Source organism: Tritonibacter multivorans (genome assembly GCF_001458415.1).
GTDB classification, from domain to species: Bacteria; Pseudomonadota; Alphaproteobacteria; order Rhodobacterales; family Rhodobacteraceae; genus Epibacterium; species Epibacterium multivorans.
Map to the genome: position 1 here is coordinate 16,713 of NZ_CYSD01000036.1, position 16,437 is coordinate 33,149.

General features: G+C 61.9%; 12 protein-coding genes, 1 tRNA gene and 1 pseudogene. 6 read left to right on the forward strand and 8 right to left on the reverse strand.

Annotation, left to right across the window (positions count from 1 at the left end; genetic code table 11):
- Nucleotides 1-50: 50 nt before the first annotated feature.
- A complete protein-coding gene (locus tag TRM7557_RS10995; protein ID WP_058290271.1) occupies nucleotides 51-3,284 on the reverse strand; it encodes a hypothetical protein in 3,234 nt (1,077 codons plus the stop codon).
- 296 nt (nucleotides 3,285-3,580) lie between these two features.
- Here TRM7557_RS10995 and TRM7557_RS11000 point away from each other — a divergent pair, with 296 nt between their 5' ends.
- On the forward strand, nucleotides 3,581-4,327 hold the full coding sequence (locus tag TRM7557_RS11000) for an SIMPL domain-containing protein (RefSeq protein ID WP_074942033.1): 747 nt from the start codon (nucleotides 3,581-3,583) through the stop codon (nucleotides 4,325-4,327).
- A 73-nt stretch (nucleotides 4,328-4,400) separates the two neighbouring features.
- On the opposite strand, the gene TRM7557_RS11005 is transcribed toward TRM7557_RS11000, so the two are convergent.
- The 6 genes from TRM7557_RS11005 to TRM7557_RS11030 all read right to left on the reverse strand — a co-directional run bounded on the left by TRM7557_RS11005 (nucleotide 4,401) and on the right by TRM7557_RS11030 (nucleotide 11,373).
- Nucleotides 4,401-5,693 (reverse strand): O-acetylhomoserine aminocarboxypropyltransferase/cysteine synthase family protein, encoded by a 1,293-nt coding sequence (locus TRM7557_RS11005; protein WP_058290273.1) that lies wholly within the window; start codon nucleotides 5,691-5,693, stop codon nucleotides 4,401-4,403.
- Nucleotides 5,694-5,837: 144 nt separating this feature from the next.
- Complete coding sequence (locus TRM7557_RS11010) at nucleotides 5,838-6,830, reverse strand: hypothetical protein (RefSeq protein ID WP_235811458.1); 993 nt, start codon at nucleotides 6,828-6,830, stop codon at nucleotides 5,838-5,840.
- Nucleotides 6,831-6,935: 105 nt separating this feature from the next.
- The gene (locus TRM7557_RS11015) at nucleotides 6,936-7,811 is read right to left on the reverse strand and encodes a hypothetical protein (RefSeq protein WP_058290275.1); all 876 of its coding nucleotides are present in this window, start codon (nucleotides 7,809-7,811) and stop codon (nucleotides 6,936-6,938) included.
- Between the two features lie 192 nt (nucleotides 7,812-8,003).
- The gene (locus tag TRM7557_RS11020) at nucleotides 8,004-8,648 is read right to left on the reverse strand and encodes a hypothetical protein (protein ID WP_058290276.1); all 645 of its coding nucleotides are present in this window, start codon (nucleotides 8,646-8,648) and stop codon (nucleotides 8,004-8,006) included.
- Between the two features lie 14 nt (nucleotides 8,649-8,662).
- Nucleotides 8,663-10,909 (reverse strand): xanthine dehydrogenase family protein molybdopterin-binding subunit, encoded by a 2,247-nt coding sequence (locus tag TRM7557_RS11025; protein WP_058290277.1) that lies wholly within the window; start codon nucleotides 10,907-10,909, stop codon nucleotides 8,663-8,665.
- 2 nt (nucleotides 10,910-10,911) lie between these two features.
- The gene (locus tag TRM7557_RS11030; protein WP_058290278.1) at nucleotides 10,912-11,373 is read right to left on the reverse strand and encodes a (2Fe-2S)-binding protein; all 462 of its coding nucleotides are present in this window, start codon (nucleotides 11,371-11,373) and stop codon (nucleotides 10,912-10,914) included.
- A gap of 258 nt (nucleotides 11,374-11,631) precedes the next feature.
- On the opposite strand from TRM7557_RS11030, the gene TRM7557_RS11035 reads away from it, so the two are divergent.
- From TRM7557_RS11035 to TRM7557_RS11045, 3 genes are all read left to right on the forward strand, one after another.
- Nucleotides 11,632-12,603, forward strand: a complete 972-nt coding sequence (locus TRM7557_RS11035; protein ID WP_074942028.1) for an AraC family transcriptional regulator — start codon at nucleotides 11,632-11,634, stop codon at nucleotides 12,601-12,603.
- Between the two features lie 137 nt (nucleotides 12,604-12,740).
- Nucleotides 12,741-13,799, forward strand: a complete 1,059-nt coding sequence (locus TRM7557_RS11040) for an NAD-dependent epimerase/dehydratase family protein (RefSeq protein WP_058290280.1) — start codon at nucleotides 12,741-12,743, stop codon at nucleotides 13,797-13,799.
- A 188-nt stretch (nucleotides 13,800-13,987) separates the two neighbouring features.
- Nucleotides 13,988-14,063, forward strand: a tRNA-Thr gene (locus tag TRM7557_RS11045).
- Nucleotides 14,064-14,077: 14 nt separating this feature from the next.
- On the opposite strand, the gene TRM7557_RS20290 is transcribed toward TRM7557_RS11045, so the two are convergent.
- A complete protein-coding gene (locus TRM7557_RS20290; protein WP_235811459.1) occupies nucleotides 14,078-14,215 on the reverse strand; it encodes a hypothetical protein in 138 nt (45 codons plus the stop codon).
- Between TRM7557_RS20290 and TRM7557_RS20415 the strand changes: the two are divergent.
- Both TRM7557_RS20415 and TRM7557_RS11050 read left to right on the forward strand, forming a co-directional pair.
- Nucleotides 14,198-14,266: pseudogene (locus tag TRM7557_RS20415) on the forward strand (hypothetical protein); the annotation flags it as partial. The gene TRM7557_RS20290 and the pseudogene TRM7557_RS20415 sit on opposite strands and share 18 nt — an antisense overlap.
- A 171-nt stretch (nucleotides 14,267-14,437) precedes the next feature.
- Nucleotides 14,438-15,301 (forward strand): site-specific integrase, encoded by an 864-nt coding sequence (locus TRM7557_RS11050; RefSeq protein ID WP_235811460.1) that lies wholly within the window; start codon nucleotides 14,438-14,440, stop codon nucleotides 15,299-15,301.
- The last annotated feature ends 1,136 nt before the right edge of the window (nucleotides 15,302-16,437 follow it).

Sequence of the window (16,437 nt, forward strand, 5' to 3'; positions counted from 1 at the left end):
GCTCTCTCTGGGCCCGGTTTTTTGTTTTGTGCGCGTGGCTGTGCGCGGTCCTAGCTGCTGGGCATGCGCAGCGTGGTGCTGCGGCTGCCTTTCTGATAGCGCAGCTGGTCCTGGCCAATGGCAACAATGCGGCCGCCGTCGATTTTATCGCCAACCTTGACCTTGACGTAGCGCCCCGAAGCCAGGCGCACCAGCGCCCGGCGGTTCGACGAGGTGCCATAGACCCCGATCAGGTTCAGGCGGCGCAGGTTCAGAACATCGTTCTGGGTGGCCTGACGGGCAACCGACGCCGAAGAGGGGATCGCAGGTGCAACAGATGCGGCGCGGGTATTGCGGGCAGTCGCCTGTTCCCGCGAGCGTTGCAGCAGGGTTTCAAAGTTTGTTGGGCGCGACCGCGGGCGCAGGGTGGCGCTGGCCACAGCAGGTGTTGCCACCGCTTCGGCGTCAGCTTCAGCTTCGGGGGCTGCGTTGGCCTCTGCCACAGCGCGGCCAATGGCGGTCAGGGTGCGCGGGCGCATGCGCGGGCGCGGGATGGGGTCAACCGGGGTGTCGGCAACTTCTGCTGTCTCGGCAGCGCCGGTGTCCGTGCCGGTGTCAGCGCCGGTGTCCGTGTCAACTCCGGTGGCCTGTGCCAAAGCGGCCTCTGCGGCGGCGGCAATATCTGTCAGGGCCGCATCAGCCGCCGCATCAGCTGTGTCCTCTTGGGGTGTTTCTTCCGCGGCATCGGCGGTGCGGGTCAGGCTGGCAGGACGAAGACGCGGGCGAATGCGGCCCAGTTCGCGGCGCAGCTCTGCGGCTTCTTGGGCGGCGCGCTGTGCGGCCAGATCTTCGGCGTCGAGGCGATCCGGCACAGCCGGGGGCACAATGTCGGGGCGGCCCTTGAACACGCGGAAGCCTTCGGGGGCCAGCACGCCTTCGGCGGTGGCAATAATCAGACCACGCGCATCGCGGGCGGGCTCTGCCGTCTCAGCGGATGTGGGCTCAGCGGCTGTAGGGGCCTCGGCACTTTGGGTCGCGGCCTCTGGTGGGAGCGCCTCTTCGGGGGCATCAGCGGCTGCGATTCCAACGTCGCCTGCGCTCACTTCGGCTGTCTGTTCTGCCGCGTCTGTCGCAGGACCCTGCGGCGTTGCTTCGGTTGCTGCGATTTCTGTCGTCGCAGCCGGTTCAAATGCCACAGCCGAGGCTGTGGCAATCCCGGCCAGACCCAGATCGGTGTCATAGCTTTGTGTGGCGGGCGCATGGGCCAGATCACTGTCGGTCAGGGCCGGTGCGCCGCGATCAATCTGAGGCAGCTGGATGCCATCCAGCGGCACGAACTTTGGCAGATCCGCGATTTCCGGGGCCACCTGCCAGATGCCGGTCGCCGCATATTGCGCAGCTTGTGACAGGGCCCGTGGGGTTACCGGGGTGTCAACAGGTGCAACGGAGGGCGCGGTCTGGTCTGCGGTGTCGACCGCCTCGGGGAGCAGACCTTCGGTTGCGGTGTCCTGGGCGGTTTGAGGCTCCAGCAGGCGCGGGGCGGGCAGGCTGGCGATCAGCGCGGGGTCCGCCGGGTCCTGAAGGGCGGCAAGGGTGTCGGCAGGGCTGTCCTGTTGGCCTGCGGGCAGGGCACTGTCGACGTGCGGTGTTTCCGCAGGCGCGATCAACGCGGGGCTGGTGTCGAGCGCGATTTCTGCCTCGACCCGGTCGGAGTCGGCTGTGTCATCGCTTTGCAGCAGGGCAGGCAGCACTGCCATTGCGCCCCCCAACACAACGACAAGCGCCGCAGTGGCCAGAAGCATGTGTTTCGCATTGAGCGGGGGGCGTTTGAGCTTGGCGGTTTTGGCCTCGGGGCCGGGCACCGGTTGTGCCACAGGTTTGGTTGCGGATGTGGCCGTTGGTGTGGCTGAGGTGCCTAGAACAGAAGCCAGCGCCGCCGGGATGGCGGGTTTGCGTTTCTTGTCGGTGGCGGGCGGGTCGATCACCGCACCGGAAGAGGCGGCGGCGACCACGGCAGCAAAGCTTTTGGGGTCAGGAGCGGGCGCGGCGGGCGGCGGCAGAGGGGATCCCTGACGGGTGAACTGCGGCGCCGGTGCGGATTTCGGGGCCGAAGGCGCGGCCGGGATCCGTGCAGGTGCCGAGGGGGCGGCAGGGGCGGCAGGCAGTGCCGAAGGCGCTTGGGCCTCTGGGCCTTGCGGCTTTGTGGCGTTTGGGGCCGGAGTCTTGGGAGTTTGCGTCTTGAGGGCTTGAGGCTGGGGAGCCGGGGGCTGGGGAGCCGGGGATTGGACCTGTGTCGCCACCGCAGCGGGCGCTTTGGGCGCTTGTTTTTCCGCTTTGGGGGCGGGGTTTTCCGCCAGCGGCGCGGGAATGTCTTTTGCCTCTGGGGCCAGAGGCTCTGCCGCTGGTGCGCTTGCGGCCTCTGCGTTTTGTGCGGCTGTGTTCAGGGCGGCTGTCTCAGGTGCCGAAGCTTCGGGCGCTGGGGCAGCCGGTTCCGCGAGTGGGGTCTCTGGGGCGGTTATGGGGTCAGCGGCCTCTGCGCTGGGCGTCTGTTCGGCGACGGGTGCCGGCGCGGGGTCCGCAGCGGGTTGCGGCGCAGAGCTCGCGCGGCGGCTGCTGAATCCCATGGCAGGGCTGTCATCCCCCGGTGCGCTGTCATCATAGACCTGAACATCCAGCCCCAGCGGCAGCGGTGCCTGCGTGGCCTGTTCAATCGGGCTGGGGGCGACGGGCAGGGTCGGGGTGGCCTGCGGCAACGGGCCAATATCGCGCACCGGCAGACGGTCTGCCTTCAGCGCGGTGGTGACACCTGCGGGGGTGCCGGGCGGGGTGCCAAGGAAAGCTTCGCCGACAAACGCGGCCTCTGTCGGGGTGGCGAGGAAACACAGCGGCGCAAAGCCCTGCGCACGGGCAAAGGTTTCGGCCTCTTGCAGGGTTTCCAGTGCCACAGCGGCCACATGGGTGGTGACCCCATGGGCGGCAATATCAAAGCTGAGTTCGGACACCGCATAAGGCGTGGCGCCTTCGAGCGCGCTGGCGGCGGCGTCGCGACGGCTGCCGAGCGGCAGCGGCCCGGTGTCCAGCGCCAGATAACGGATCTGGTCTTCGGGAATGATCAGTTTGACGGGCAGCGGGTCCGTGGCTGGGCTCTGCGCCAGCTCTGCGCCCCGCTGTCGCAGGGCCGTGAGTTCGGCTTCCATAGTGTCGGCGCCAAATCCAACGGTGCCTAATCCGTGCCACCCTTCGGTCCCACGGGTGAGGAGGGAAATGCCATCACTGGAAAGGGAGAGCGCAAATTGCGGTTTCATCGTGCCCAAGATCTTTCAAATGGCCCCATGACGCTGCGCGGGCGGCAGGCTGTGGGGCGGTCCTCACTGAATATTGCCCGTAGTGGTCAACCTTTTGCCCCGTGAATGTGCCGTGGAACGGGCGCGCGACGTGGCGGGTTTTTCCTGTTTGAGCAGACAATAGAGCAGGAGCGGCGCAAGGGGAAGAGAAAGCACCGTTGTTCCCCTTGCGCGCAAGGCTTTGCTGATGCCTTCTGGGGCAAGCAGAACACGGTCTAAGAGCCATGGAGGATACGATGGCTGCAAAATGCATTGAAATGTCTGGTCTTCGACGCGTAATTTTGGCGTCTGTTTTGCCGTTGGGCGTGGCGCTGGCGCCGGTCTGGCTGGCTCCGGCGGCGCAGGCGGGCGGGGTGCCGCTGTCCGAGCGGACGATTTCCGTCGTGGGCACGGCAGAGATGCAGGTGGCGCCGACTGCGGCGCGCATTTCCTTCGGCGCGCGGGCGGAACACAAGGAAGCAGGCGATGCCATGGCCGAAGTGTCGCGCCGCATGGCCGCGATTCTGGCCGAACTGGAGGCCGAAGGGGTTGCGCCTGCGGATCTGCGCACGCGCCGGATTGATGTCTCTCCGGTCTGGAGTCAGGTGCGGCAGAACAATGGTCAGCGGCAGATCACGGGGTTTGTGGCCTCTAATATGGTCGAATTGACCGTGCAGGATCTGGAGCGTCTGGGCGAGATGCTGGATCTGGTCTTGCGGCTGGGGGCCAATGATATGGGGGGGTTGCAGTTTGTGCATGGCGATGCAGCAGCACAGGAAGACACCCTGCGGGTGAAGGCGGTCGAGGACGCGATGCGCAAGGCGCGGCAGCTTGCCGAGGCCTCGGGCATGGGCCTGGGGCCTGCGCGTCATATCAATGATGGCGGCGGGCAGGGGCGTCCGCCGGTGATGCGGATGGAAATGGCTCGCGCGGCTGCGGATGTGCCGGTGGCACCGGGCGAGATGACGCTGAGCCATTCGGTGACCGTGTCTTTTGACATGTTTGTGCCGGAAACAGAGCACTAAGCTTCAATCGTGCGAAACAGAAACAGGCCGGGGCGATCCCGGCCTGTTTTGCATCTAAATACTGCGATCTGGCCTAGCCGCAGGCGGCGGCCAGCGCCTGATCCAGATCGGCAATCAGGTCCTCGGCGTTCTCAATCCCGATAGAGACACGCACCACATTCGGGCCTGCGCCTGCGGCCTCTTGCTGTTCTGGTGTCAGCTGGCGGTGCGTGGTCGAGGCCGAGTGGATGATCAGCGATCGGGTGTCGCCCAAGTTGGCCACATGCGAGAAGATCTTGAGGCTGTCGACCAGTTTGATGCAGGCCTCATAGCCGCCCTTCACCGCAAAGGTGAACAACCCGCCGCAGCCCTTGGGATAGCAGCGTTCGGCGCGTTCGGCATAGGGCGAAGAGGGCAGACCGGCGTAGGTGACGTAATCCACGCGGTCATCATTTTCGAGCCAAGTCGCCACCTTGATGGCGTTTTCCACATGGCGCTGCATGCGCAGGGACAGGGTTTCCACCCCCATCAGCGTGTAATGCGCGGCCTGCGGGTTCATCGTCATGCCCAGATCACGCAGACCAATGGCAATGCCGTGGAAGGTGAAGGCCAGACCGCCAAAGGTCTCGTGGAACTTCAGCCCGTGATAGGCGGGTTCGGGCGCGGACAGGGACGGGAATTTGTCGTTTGCCGACCAGTCGAACTTGCCGCTGTCGATCACCACACCGCCGGTCACAGTGCCATTGCCGGTCAGGTATTTGGTGGTGGAATGCACCACCAGCGTCGCACCCTGCGCGATCGGGTTGCACAGGTAGGGCGTCGCCGAGGTGTTGTCGACGATCAGCGGCAGGCCCGCCGCATCTGCAACATCGGCCAGCGCGCGGATGTCGGTGACATAGCCGCCGGGGTTGGCGATGGATTCACAGAACACTGCGCGGGTGTCGTCGTCGATCGCGGCTTTGACAGCCTCAAGGTCATCGGTGTCGACAAATTTCGCCGACCAGCCAAAGCGTTTGATGGTCTGGCTGAACTGCGTCACCGTGCCGCCATAAAGACGGGTGGAGGCGACGACGTTTTTGCCCGGCCCCATCAGCGGGAACAGCGCCATGATCTGGGCGGCATGTCCCGAAGAACAGCAGACCGCGCCCACACCCCCTTCGAGCGTGGCAAGACGTTCTTGCAGCACGGCGACGGTGGGGTTGGTCAGGCGGGAATAGATGAAGCCCACCTCTTGCAGGTTGAACAGCGCCGCCGCGTGATCGGCGTCGCGGAACACGTAAGCGGTGGATTGATAAATCGGCGTCTGGCGTGCGCCGGTTGCCGGGTCTGGGGTGGCACCTGCGTGGATTTGCAGCGTGTCAAAGCCCAAGGCGGGACCATCGGTCATTGGAAACTCTCCCTTACGTTTCTGAATGATGTGGCTGTATTGGCTGGGGCAAGAAGACACCGCCACGTGGCCCGAGGCAAGCCCAAGCTTGTGCCAAAATTCTCATGAGGATTATGCGCGTGCCCGCGCGACGCGACGCAAGGCTTAGCGCAGCCAGAGCCCGTTGGATTTGATCCGGTTGCGGATCTGCTGTTCGCGCCGGGGCAGGTTGTCCTGATCAAACAGCGCGCGCACCTTAGCGCCTTTGCCCTGATAGACCATGCGCTTGATCGGCTCGTAGCCTTTCAGCACTTTCTTCAGCCAGTTCGGCGCGGCAATCTCTTCCAGCGCGGCGACCACCGCATCGCTTTCGCGCGCATAAAGCAACGGGAAGGTGCGATAGTGACAGCTGGTTTGCCCGTCCAGCCAGCCGGGTTCCAGCGCATCTGCGCCGCCGCCAAAGGAATGGATCACCAGGGGAAGCGCGATCTGGTCGAGCCAGGGATCAAGCGTCTGGCCGATCAGCGCGTCCGGCATATCGTCGCGAATGGCGCGGGCATAGTGCATAAACCGCGCGCCAAATTCCCGCGGGCAGGCGCCATAGAAGAAACCTGCATTGAAATAGAGATGGCGCTGCCAGTAGCCCTCGGGCTGGGTCAGATCGAGGGAGCTGTCAAAATCGAGCCCAAATTTGTCATAGAGCGATTTCCAGATGCCGGTGTGGCCGGGGCCATAAAGCGTGGGCTTGGGCCAGGTGCCTTCGCGCCGCAGAGAGGCCGAGGGGCGGTCAAAGTCAAAGGGCACTTTGGTCACATCGCCGGTGATCAGCGTGTCGCTGTCAAAGAAGACAAAGGGTTCGCCTTCTGGCAGGTGAGCGAGCATCTCGATCTTATTGCCGTAAGGATAGTCACTGCCAAAGGTTGTGCTGTCAAAGGGCAGGATTTCCGCCTCAAGCCGGGTCAGGGCATCAAGGATCGCCGGGTTGCGCAGCGTTGGTTCCCGTTCCCACAGGGGGCCGTCCTTGGGCGTGGCGAGGATCAGGCGACCGTTGAAATCCGGGCTGCAGGCACGCAGGGAGGCGGCAAACAGCAGCGCCTCGTAGGACAGCCGCCCGGCCTGCGCCACAATGGCGATATTAAAGCTCGTGCCCATTTTCATGTCCCCGCCCATGTTTCCCCCAGACACCTAACCGCTTTGGTGGCAAAGGGTAAAGGGGCCTCGGGCTTGGGTTTCCCCCGAAAGTTAACACGCATGCCGAAACCGTCACGGGGTGAGCATTGTAACGCCAGGGATGGCGGCAATATGCTGCACGTCGCGATCATAGAGCGCCTCGACGTGATCGACGAAATCGGGGGTCCAGCCGGGGATCTGCACGTCTTCTTCGATTTCATCGTCGCGGGCGTATTTGTCCAGAAAAGCCGCATAGACCCGGCGGCGCAGGGGTTCTGGCAGGTCCGGATGCATCTTCAGATAGGCGCGCAGACGGGTCAGCCCTTCGGGCGAGAGGATTTCGCCCAGAATATCCATGCCACCGGCAATCCACGCGCCGTCTTCCAACCCGCCAAAGCGGCGCAGCAGCTGCGGCCACAAAAGCGGCAGGTCTTCCTGACACCAGACGGTGACGGCCATATTTGGGACCGCCTGACGGATGCGGATAAACAGCTCGGACCAGCGCATTTTGGTCAGATCCGCAGAACTGAGCACGGCGGCGCGGCGGTTGGGGTGGGCTTTTTCCAGCATGGCCGGCAGAAAGCCAATGGGCGAACGGATCGCCATCATCAGCTCGATCTCATCATCGGGCAAAAGCGTCTCAAGCGCGCGCAGGCGCGGGCCCGCTTCTGGGTAAAAACGTTGGTTTTCCAGCGCGTCACGCTGCGAGCCAAAGAAATGCTGGTTGGTCAGCACCACGCGCGAGGCCTGTTCGCCTTCCAGAATGGCGTCCCACAGCACCTCGCAGGCGGCAGGGGATGGCGGGTGCACACGCGCAGCCGCCACACATTCCTTGAGCAGAACCCGGTATTTGGCAGGGCCGGGCACCATGCAGCCTTTGGCAAGAAACCGGTCACGGTTCCGCAAGAGGGTCTTGGTCAGCCGATCCTCGTTGGTGCCGTGTGCACCGGGATGAATGATGACCTTCATAATACGGATCCGTCTCCTTCGGGAACTGCTTAGCATCGCAGAGATAATGGGCGATTAACATCTGGTCAAACCGTGGCTGCGGGGAATTCCTGACCGGATGATGTCATTGCGATGGCTTAACGTTCACAAAAAAACGCTTCCCCAGAAAGGGGAAGCGCAGTCTTTAGACGATCTGTGCGGCAAAAGGTCCGACTATTCTGTCGGACAGGGCTGCCCCGCCGCGCCCCAGGCGATCATGTCGTTGACATGGGCCTGCAGGCCGTAAGGCGCAGGTTCGCGTCCGCCGCTGGGGTTAAACCCCCAAAGCACGGGGCCAAAGGCTTCGGCGTCATGCACCAGATGGTCGACCAGACCTTTCCAGTCGCGGTCGCCATTGGTGTCTGGGTTCTTCATCTGCGCGCAGATCTGCACAGAGGTTTGCCCGTACCAGAGGAATTCAACCGGCGCGAGCGACCAGTCAATGCCATAGCGCGGCGCGGCATTGGGGGGCGTGTCAAAATCCGCCGAGGTAATATGGCAGGTGGAACACATCAGGGTTTCGGCGCCAATGCGGCTGTCGCCTGCATTGATGTTCATGCCGTGCGGGCGGGCTTCGCCATAGGTGGGGCCAGACCACATGGGGATGTTGGTTTCATCCACATGGCAGTTGGCGCAGCGTGGGTGGCTGACCACCTCGTAGATGCGCTCCCAAGCCGCAAGGCCATCGGCCTGCGTGACGCTGCCCTCTTCCAGCAAGGTGACATCCACATGCGGGTCGGGGCCTTCTGTGTTGGCGGCAAGGGCTGCAAGCGTGAACCCTGCAGAGAGGGCGGCGGCGGTGATAAGGGTCTTTTTCATGTGCTGTCCCTCCCTCAGACGAATTTGATGTGTTTGTTGAACGGCATCTCGCGGATGCGCTGGCCGGTGGCAGCAAAGATCGCATTGGCCAGCGCGGGCGCGGCCGGGGGCAGGCCGGGTTCGCCGACGCCGCGGATCTTGTCGCCATTGGTCAGGGCCTGCACTTCGATTTCAGGGGTCTGGAACAGGCGCATGCCTTCAAAGACATGGTAATTGTCCTGTTGGGCGGCGTGGTTTTCATAGGTGGTTTCGCAGTTCATCGCGTGGGCGAGACCAAAGATCACCCCGCCAAAGACCTGCGCCTCGAGGTTCACCGGGTCCAGAACAGTGCCCACATCGACGGCGGAATAGACCTTGTCGATCTTGATGCCGCCTTCGGTGTTCGTGACCTCGATCACCTGCGCACAGGGCACGCCGAAGGACATGCAGAAGGCCACGCCACGACCACGGTTTTCGCCCATGCTGGGGCCATCCCAGCCGGACATCTCTTTGACCGCTTCCAGCACCTTGCGCGAAGGCTCGTGCATGCACAGGCGAATGCGTTCGGCCAAAGGGTCCGCGCCTGCAGCGTGGATGAGTTCGTCTAGAAAACTGTCATGTAGGAAGCCATTGCCCGAGGCCCCGACCGACCGCCACGAGGAGATCGGCACCATATCCGGCGCGCGGTAGCCGGTGACGCGGTAGTTGGGGATTTCGAACGGCTGATCCCAGGAACCGGTGGTAATGGTCGCGTCGGGGCCGGGCAGCGGGCCCATCAGGCGGCCAAACCACGACGTCATCAGCGAGGATTGCGCCACGGACAGATCAAAGGTTTCGACCTTGCCGTCCTTGACCTGACCGCGCGCCTTCGCCACCGCCGCAGGGCGGGGGTAGTCGTGGGTCATGTCTTCTTCGCGGGACCACGTCAGTTTGACCGGCGTGCCTTTGACGGCCATTGCCAGTTCGACCGCTTGCTGGACATGGGTGTCCTCCAGCTTGTGACCAAAGCTGCCGCCCATGGGCAGCACGTAGACATAGACCTGATCACGCTCCAGCCCCGTAATGTCGGCGGCGTGGTTGCGCACAAACAGCGGGATCTGGGTGCCGGTCCAGATATGGCAGGCGTCATCGGTGACCTGCACAATGGCGTTCATCGGTTCCATCGGCGCATGGGCGACGAAGGGGATGCGGTAGTCCACCTCGATCACATCACCCGCCTCCAATGCGGCGTCCACATCGCCGTCATTGCGCTGACGATGGTCAAAGCGGTCCTCATTGTCGACGGTGGCTTCGAGTTCGGCAAAGATTTCTTCGGTGGTGGCCGGGTAGTTCGGCGCGCCCCATTCAATTTCCAGCGCCTCTGCCGCGCGGAAGGCGTACCAGGTGTTGTCGGCAATCACACCGATGCCGTGGCTGATGGGCACGATCTGCTGCACGCCACGCAAGGATCTGGCGGCGCTGTCGTCGTAGGACAGCACATCGCCACCAATGCCGGGGTTGGCGCGCACGGTGGCATAGACCATGCCGTCCACCGCCATATCGATGCCATAGACGGTCTGGCCCGTGACCTTGTCGGCCATGTCCAGACGGTCCATTTTCTTGCCCAGAAGCTTCCATTCCGTCTCGGGGCGCAGTTTGACGTCGGTTACCGGGTCCATCTTGGCGGCGTCTGCGGCCAGATCGGTATAGGCGATGGTGGAGCCATCGGGCAGCACCACATGGCCATCGGCGGTCTGTAGCGAGGCGCGCGCAATGCCGGTGCGCTGGGCGGCGGCCTGTTTCAGGGTTTCGCGCGCAACAGCACCCGCGAGGCGCATTTTGACAAAGCCGTCCTTCACCGTGGATGATCCGCCGGTCATCTGCATTTCCATCAGCTTGGCAGGGATGAACATCATGCCGCGCACGCGCTCTGCGATCCAGCTTTCGTCATAGGCGGGGAAAGGCGCGCCTTCGTCCATGACCGCGCCATTATAGTAGGCGGGGCCGGGCATGCCGGGGGTGAGGGTGACCTTGGTCGGATCCACATCCAGTTCCTCGGCGATCATCATCGCTTGGATGGAATAAGACCCCTGACCCTTGTCCGCGCGCGGCGTGATCAGGGTGATGCCGGTTTGGTCGATTTTGACATAAGGGGTAATGGCGGCTTCGCCATCCTTGAGATCATCCAGCAGCGGGTTCGGGATCGCTTTGTTGACGTAATAGGCGCCAAAGGCCACGCCACCGACAATGGCAGCAGACCCGATCAGGAAGGTGCGGCGGGCAATTTTTCCGATGCGGCTCATGATTATGCCCCCTCGTTCAGCTTGGCAGCCGCGGCTTTGACAGCGGCGCGAATGCGCGGGTAGGTGCCACAGCGGCAGAGGTTGGCAGACATGACCTGATCGATCTGCGCGTCCGTCGGATCAGAGTTCAGATCAAGGAAAGAGGCCGCCGCCATGATCTGGCCGGACTGGCAATAGCCGCATTGGGCCACCTGATGGTCGAGCCAGGCTTCCTGGACCGCATGCAGGGTTTCTGCGTTCGACAGCCCTTCGACTGTGGTCACCTCACCCTCCAGCGCGCTGATTGGCAGTTGGCACGAACGCACGGCCGCGCCGTCCACATGTACGGTGCAGGCGCCGCACTGGGCGATGCCACAGCCGTATTTCACGCCGGTGATCCCCAAAGTGTCGCGCAACACCCACAAAAGCGGCATGTCGGGATCGACATCCACCTCGTGTTCGGTTCCGTTTACGGTCAATTTCATCTGGCTACTCCCCGGACCCTATGTGATATGGGTCTGCGTCCTGGCTTGGTCGTTCGTCCTGCGGCGAGGGGTCTTGTGGGTCCCGCCGGTCCCTCGGCGATGAGTTTACGTTGAAATTATTCTTTGCAGGGTGCCATTTTAGTGTGAAATCCTGCCAACCTGAGCCTATGCTGCCCAGAGTTGCCCGGTTTCATCCCACCCCTTCAGCGAGTGCGCCTGCCTATGACTTCACACGCCAGTTCCGTTTCAATCGAACAGATGCTGAGCCAAGTGTGCCAATTGCTGGCGCTTGACACAAGGTTGGTGCTGGGGGCCGCACGCCTGACCGAGCAGGACTGCAAATCCGTCATGGAGCCGCGGCACTATTTTGATCTGTATAATGCGGTGCAGCAGGTGTTTGACCGGACCCATGGCGCGGTTGGGTTTGAAGCCACGCTTGCGCGGGAATATGCCAAAGGCCCCTATCTGACGCCCACGCTGGCCTGTTCGGCGGCGCCGGATCTGCGCACCGGTCTGGACCGTCTGGCGCGCTACAAGCCGCTGATCGCACCGGTGACGATGGAGGTCCGCGCCGAAGGCGACACCGTCCAGATCTGTATGGCGTCGCAGTTTGACGATCTGACCATGCCGCAAAGCATGGCCCTGTTTGAAATGCTGTTTATTCTTGAAACCGCCGCCATTCTGACCGGCGCGCCGGTGGTCCCGCAGGCGATTGTTCTGCCGGATGGGGCAGGCGGCCAAGCGGCCGTGACCGCCTGTGGGCTGGAGGTGACCTGCACCACAGGAGAGCCCGCACTGGTTCTGTCCAAGGCGGATGCGCAGCGGGGGCTGTTGACGGCCAACCCGGTGCTTTGGGCCACGCTGGAGCCAACGCTGGAGGCGGAACTGCGCGCCAAGGTGGGCCGGGGCATCACCACCGAACGTCTGGCAGACGAATTGGCCCGCGCCCTGCCGGATGGGGTGATCACTGCGGACGAGCTGGCCTGCCGCATGGGGCTGTCCAAACGCAGCCTGCAGCGCAAACTGCAAAACGAAGGCACCACGTTTCAGGAGGTGCTGAACGAGACCCGTTCGAACCTTGCACAAAGCTATCTGCGCGGGTCTGGCATGTCGGTTGCGGAAATCTCGCATCAACTGGGGTTCCGGTCGGTGTCCTCTTTCTTTCGGAATTTTCAGGCCTGGGCCGGTATGACCCCCCGGGCCTTCCGCGAAAACCGTCAGGCAGAGTGATCGCCAGGAGGATTGGCACCTTTTGCTAATCACTTGGCGCGATCTGCGATTTAAATTGTCCAGCCAAAGACCCACCTCACTGTCAGGTTCTACGCACCGGCCAGCCGCGCCGGTCTCTTTGGATGAAAGGACATCTCATGACACTTGATACCTCCCGCCCGGCCCTGGTCACCGGCGCCACCGGATATGTCGCCGGTTGGCTGATCAAAGAACTGCTGGAGGCGGGCGTCACCGTTCATGCCTGTGTGCGCAATCCCGACAACACGGCCAAACAACAGCACCTGATCGACGCTGCCGCCGCTGCACCGGGTGAGATCAAATTCTTCAAGGCCGATCTGCTGGATGAGGGGTCTTTTGACGCGGCAATGGCGGGCTGTGGTGTGGTGTTTCACACCGCGTCGCCCTTTACGGTTGCGGTGGACGACGCGCAGCGCGATCTGGTTGACCCGGCGGTCAAAGGCACCCGCAATGTGCTGAACGCCGCCAACCGCACCGAATCCGTCTCGCGCGTTGTGGTGACCTCGTCTTGTGCAGCGATCTATGGTGACAATGCGGATGTGGCCGAGGCCCCCGGTGGCCGTCTGGATGAAAGCGTCTGGAACACCTCGTCAACGCTGGAACACAATGCCTATTCTTTCTCCAAAACCGAAGCTGAAAAGGCCGCCTGGGAGATTGCAGGCGGGCAGGACCGCTGGGATCTGGTCTGCGTGAACCCGGCGCTGGTGGTGGGCCCCGCGCTGCAGGATCGTCCAACCTCCGAGAGCTTTAACCTTGTCCGCCAGATGGGCGACGGCACCATGAAGTCCGGCGCACCGAAATGGTATTTCGGCATTGTGGATGTGCGTGACCTGGCCAAAGCGCATGTGGCTGCCGGGTACAAAGCCGAAGCCAACGGCCGCAATATTGTCTTTGGTCACGAATCCAGCATTTTCGATCTGTCGCAGCTGCTGCGGGCCAAATATGGCGCCGACTACCCGCTGCCGAAATCCGCCGCGCCGAAATGGCTGGTCTGGCTGTTGGGGCCGATCATGGACAAATCCATGACCCGCAAGCTGATTTCCCGCAACATCGGGGTGGAATGGAAGGCCGACAACTCCAAAGGTAAACGCGAACTGGGCGTGACCTATCGTCCGCTCAAAGACAGCATGGAAGACATGTTCCAGCAGATGATCGACGCGGGGCAGTTTGCCAAGTGATGCGGCGCTAATCCTGTCCTAACGCATTGAACGGACCCGTCAAAAGCGGGTCCGTTTGGTTTTTTACACCCCGCGTGGCGGAAAGCGGAAATTTGCGCAATTTCTCCGCGCAAACCCGCTTGACGCTCTGCTGGCTTTGGGATAGCAGGTGCGAACCGGGCCGAAGCGACCAGATCGGCCCCTAAGGTGCCCCTATAGCTCAGCTGGTAGAGCAACTGATTTGTAATCAGTAGGTCCGCGGTTCGAGTCCGTGTGGGGGCACCAATCATTCCGCTAAATCATTGAAACGCATCAGCTTTTGGTCGATCCAAGGCGAGGCGTAGTACATTTTGGCGTACATTTCCGGCACCTTCCTCTTCAAGAAAGAGGGCATTTTCTACTTTCACCGTCGAGTCCCTGTGGATCTGCGGCAGCATTACTCATCACCTCGGATCGCCTACTCGCTTAGGACCCGATCTCGCAATGTGGCTCTGGCCCGTGCAAACGCTGCTGCTGTGAAGTTGGATGAGTATTGGTTTCACCTTCGATCTCAAGACGTGGAGCTACCGGGTAAGCATCTCCTACGCCATGGTCTGTCTCGACCAGCGGGGGAAGATGCCGAGTGTGTCAACAACGCCGCTCTAGCGCTGTCTGAGGCTGTGTTGACGTATATCCGGCTCAAGGGACAAGGGCGTTCTAAGACCTTTGAGCGGGCCGCACATCGCGCCTGTGGCTATGTCATAGATGTGTGTGGCGATAAGCCGTTGCCTGCGTACACCAAAGCGGATGCCAATGCCTTTCGTGACGCCCTGATTGAACGAGGACTCGCGGGCAGCTCGATCACCCGGATTTTCGGTACTGTGCGGGCGGTGTTCAATTTTGCCGTGGCAGAAGAAGGGCTTGAGGTCACTTCACCCTTCGCGAACGTTTACTACGACCGCAATGCCGGTGTGTCCGAACGCCTGTCGATCCCCGTGGGAGACATTCGTGAGGTTCAAAAACAATGCCGTGAGCTGGACGACGAAATGCGCTGGCTGGTGGCCTTGGTCGCCGATACGGGGATGCGTATTGGCGAGGCCGCCGGCCTGCTACGAGAAGACATCCAACGCGATACAGACGGGAATTGGTCGGTCCGGATCACACCGCACCCGTGGCGAACGCTGAAGACAGACGGCAGCAAGCGCGTGGTTCCCTTAGTTGGATCAGCCCAGTGGGCGGCTGAAAGGATCCAAGCCCAAGCTAGTGACAGCCGGTACGCCTTTCCGCGCTACAACGTCACGGACAAGACCAACGCCAATTCGGCAAGCGCTGGGCTGAACAAGTGGCTGAAAGCCCATGCGCCAGAGGGGGCGACGATGCACGGGTTCCGCCACGCCATGCGTGATCGCCTAAGGGCAGTGGAATGCCCCGCTGATATTGCCGATCAGATCGGGGGCTGGCAGACTGAGGGAGTGGGGCAAGGTTACGGCGACGGGTACCCTCTTAAGGTACTAGCAAAGTGGATGTGCCGTGCCACTCAATAGGCCTAAAAAAGGCCCCAGAAAAGGCCTTAAGTACTTGATTTGACTCAACAAAAAGAATCGCCATAGGTTCATTCCGCGACTATTAATTGGTTAGGAGAAGCACATGGCGAATTTCTCGCAGTACGCCCCGATCTTTTCACTCTATTGGCTCCATTTGGAGAGTCATTGGGATCCCATGGTCGAGGGTTACATCGGCATAACGAGGACAGAGGTAAAACAGAGGTTCTCTTCTCATAGATCAGGCTGGACCACTCCCTCACTAGCTTCAGCGTTCGAAGCTGATTTGACTGCAGTGCGTTGTACAGTGCTATATGATGAACTTCCCGAAGTGGCTGCTCGGGCCTTGGAGCAAGTGTATCGCCCCATCAATAACATTGGCTGGAACCGGGACCCGGGAGGCCGTGGGATCCGGAACAGGAAGCAAATTTGGTGGGTAACCCCGAATGGCGTTAGGCTTTACAAGGACACGCCTAGGCCCGTGGACAAACCGGTAAAAAAGAAAGCGAAGGCTTAAGCGCCAAAATGTACTACGCCTCGCCTTGGATCGACCAAAAGCTGATGCGTTTCAATGATTTAGCGGAATGATTGGTGCCCCCACACGGTTTGAGGACGTGTTTGATCGGGGCTGCGATTTGGTTGCATTCCCGTTGCAGGCACCGTCTCAGCAGCTTGCATCAGCAAAACAAGGCCTAGCAGCCCTGTGCTGTCGCGGTCAACAGGCGCAGATTGTACAACGGTATGTACAACGGCCCGGGCGTAACGGCTTGCCGCGTCGATCACGGAGATTGGCGATCCCCCGGGGCAGGTGCCACCCCACCCCCTAGGGATACCGTATATGGCCCCGCCCCGAGATTGGGGTTTTCAACTCGTCAACATAGCTCAGCTCTGTGTTGGCTGGTGACCTCGGGTGCTTGGTCTCGCTGCGTGCGGCGTTGACGACTGCCGGAGAGTCAGTGGGTCGCAGTCGCATGCACGTGTCATGACCCGCGTGGAGATCGGTTGATGCCAGCGTTTTCCGGCTTGGCTATGCGACCGCACTTCAGCGAGGGAGTGGGATACACTCTNCTCGTGATGAGAGAAAGTGTAGAGGGTGTAGGCAGTGTAGACCTGCCGAAAAAGTCCCCCAGAGCAAAACC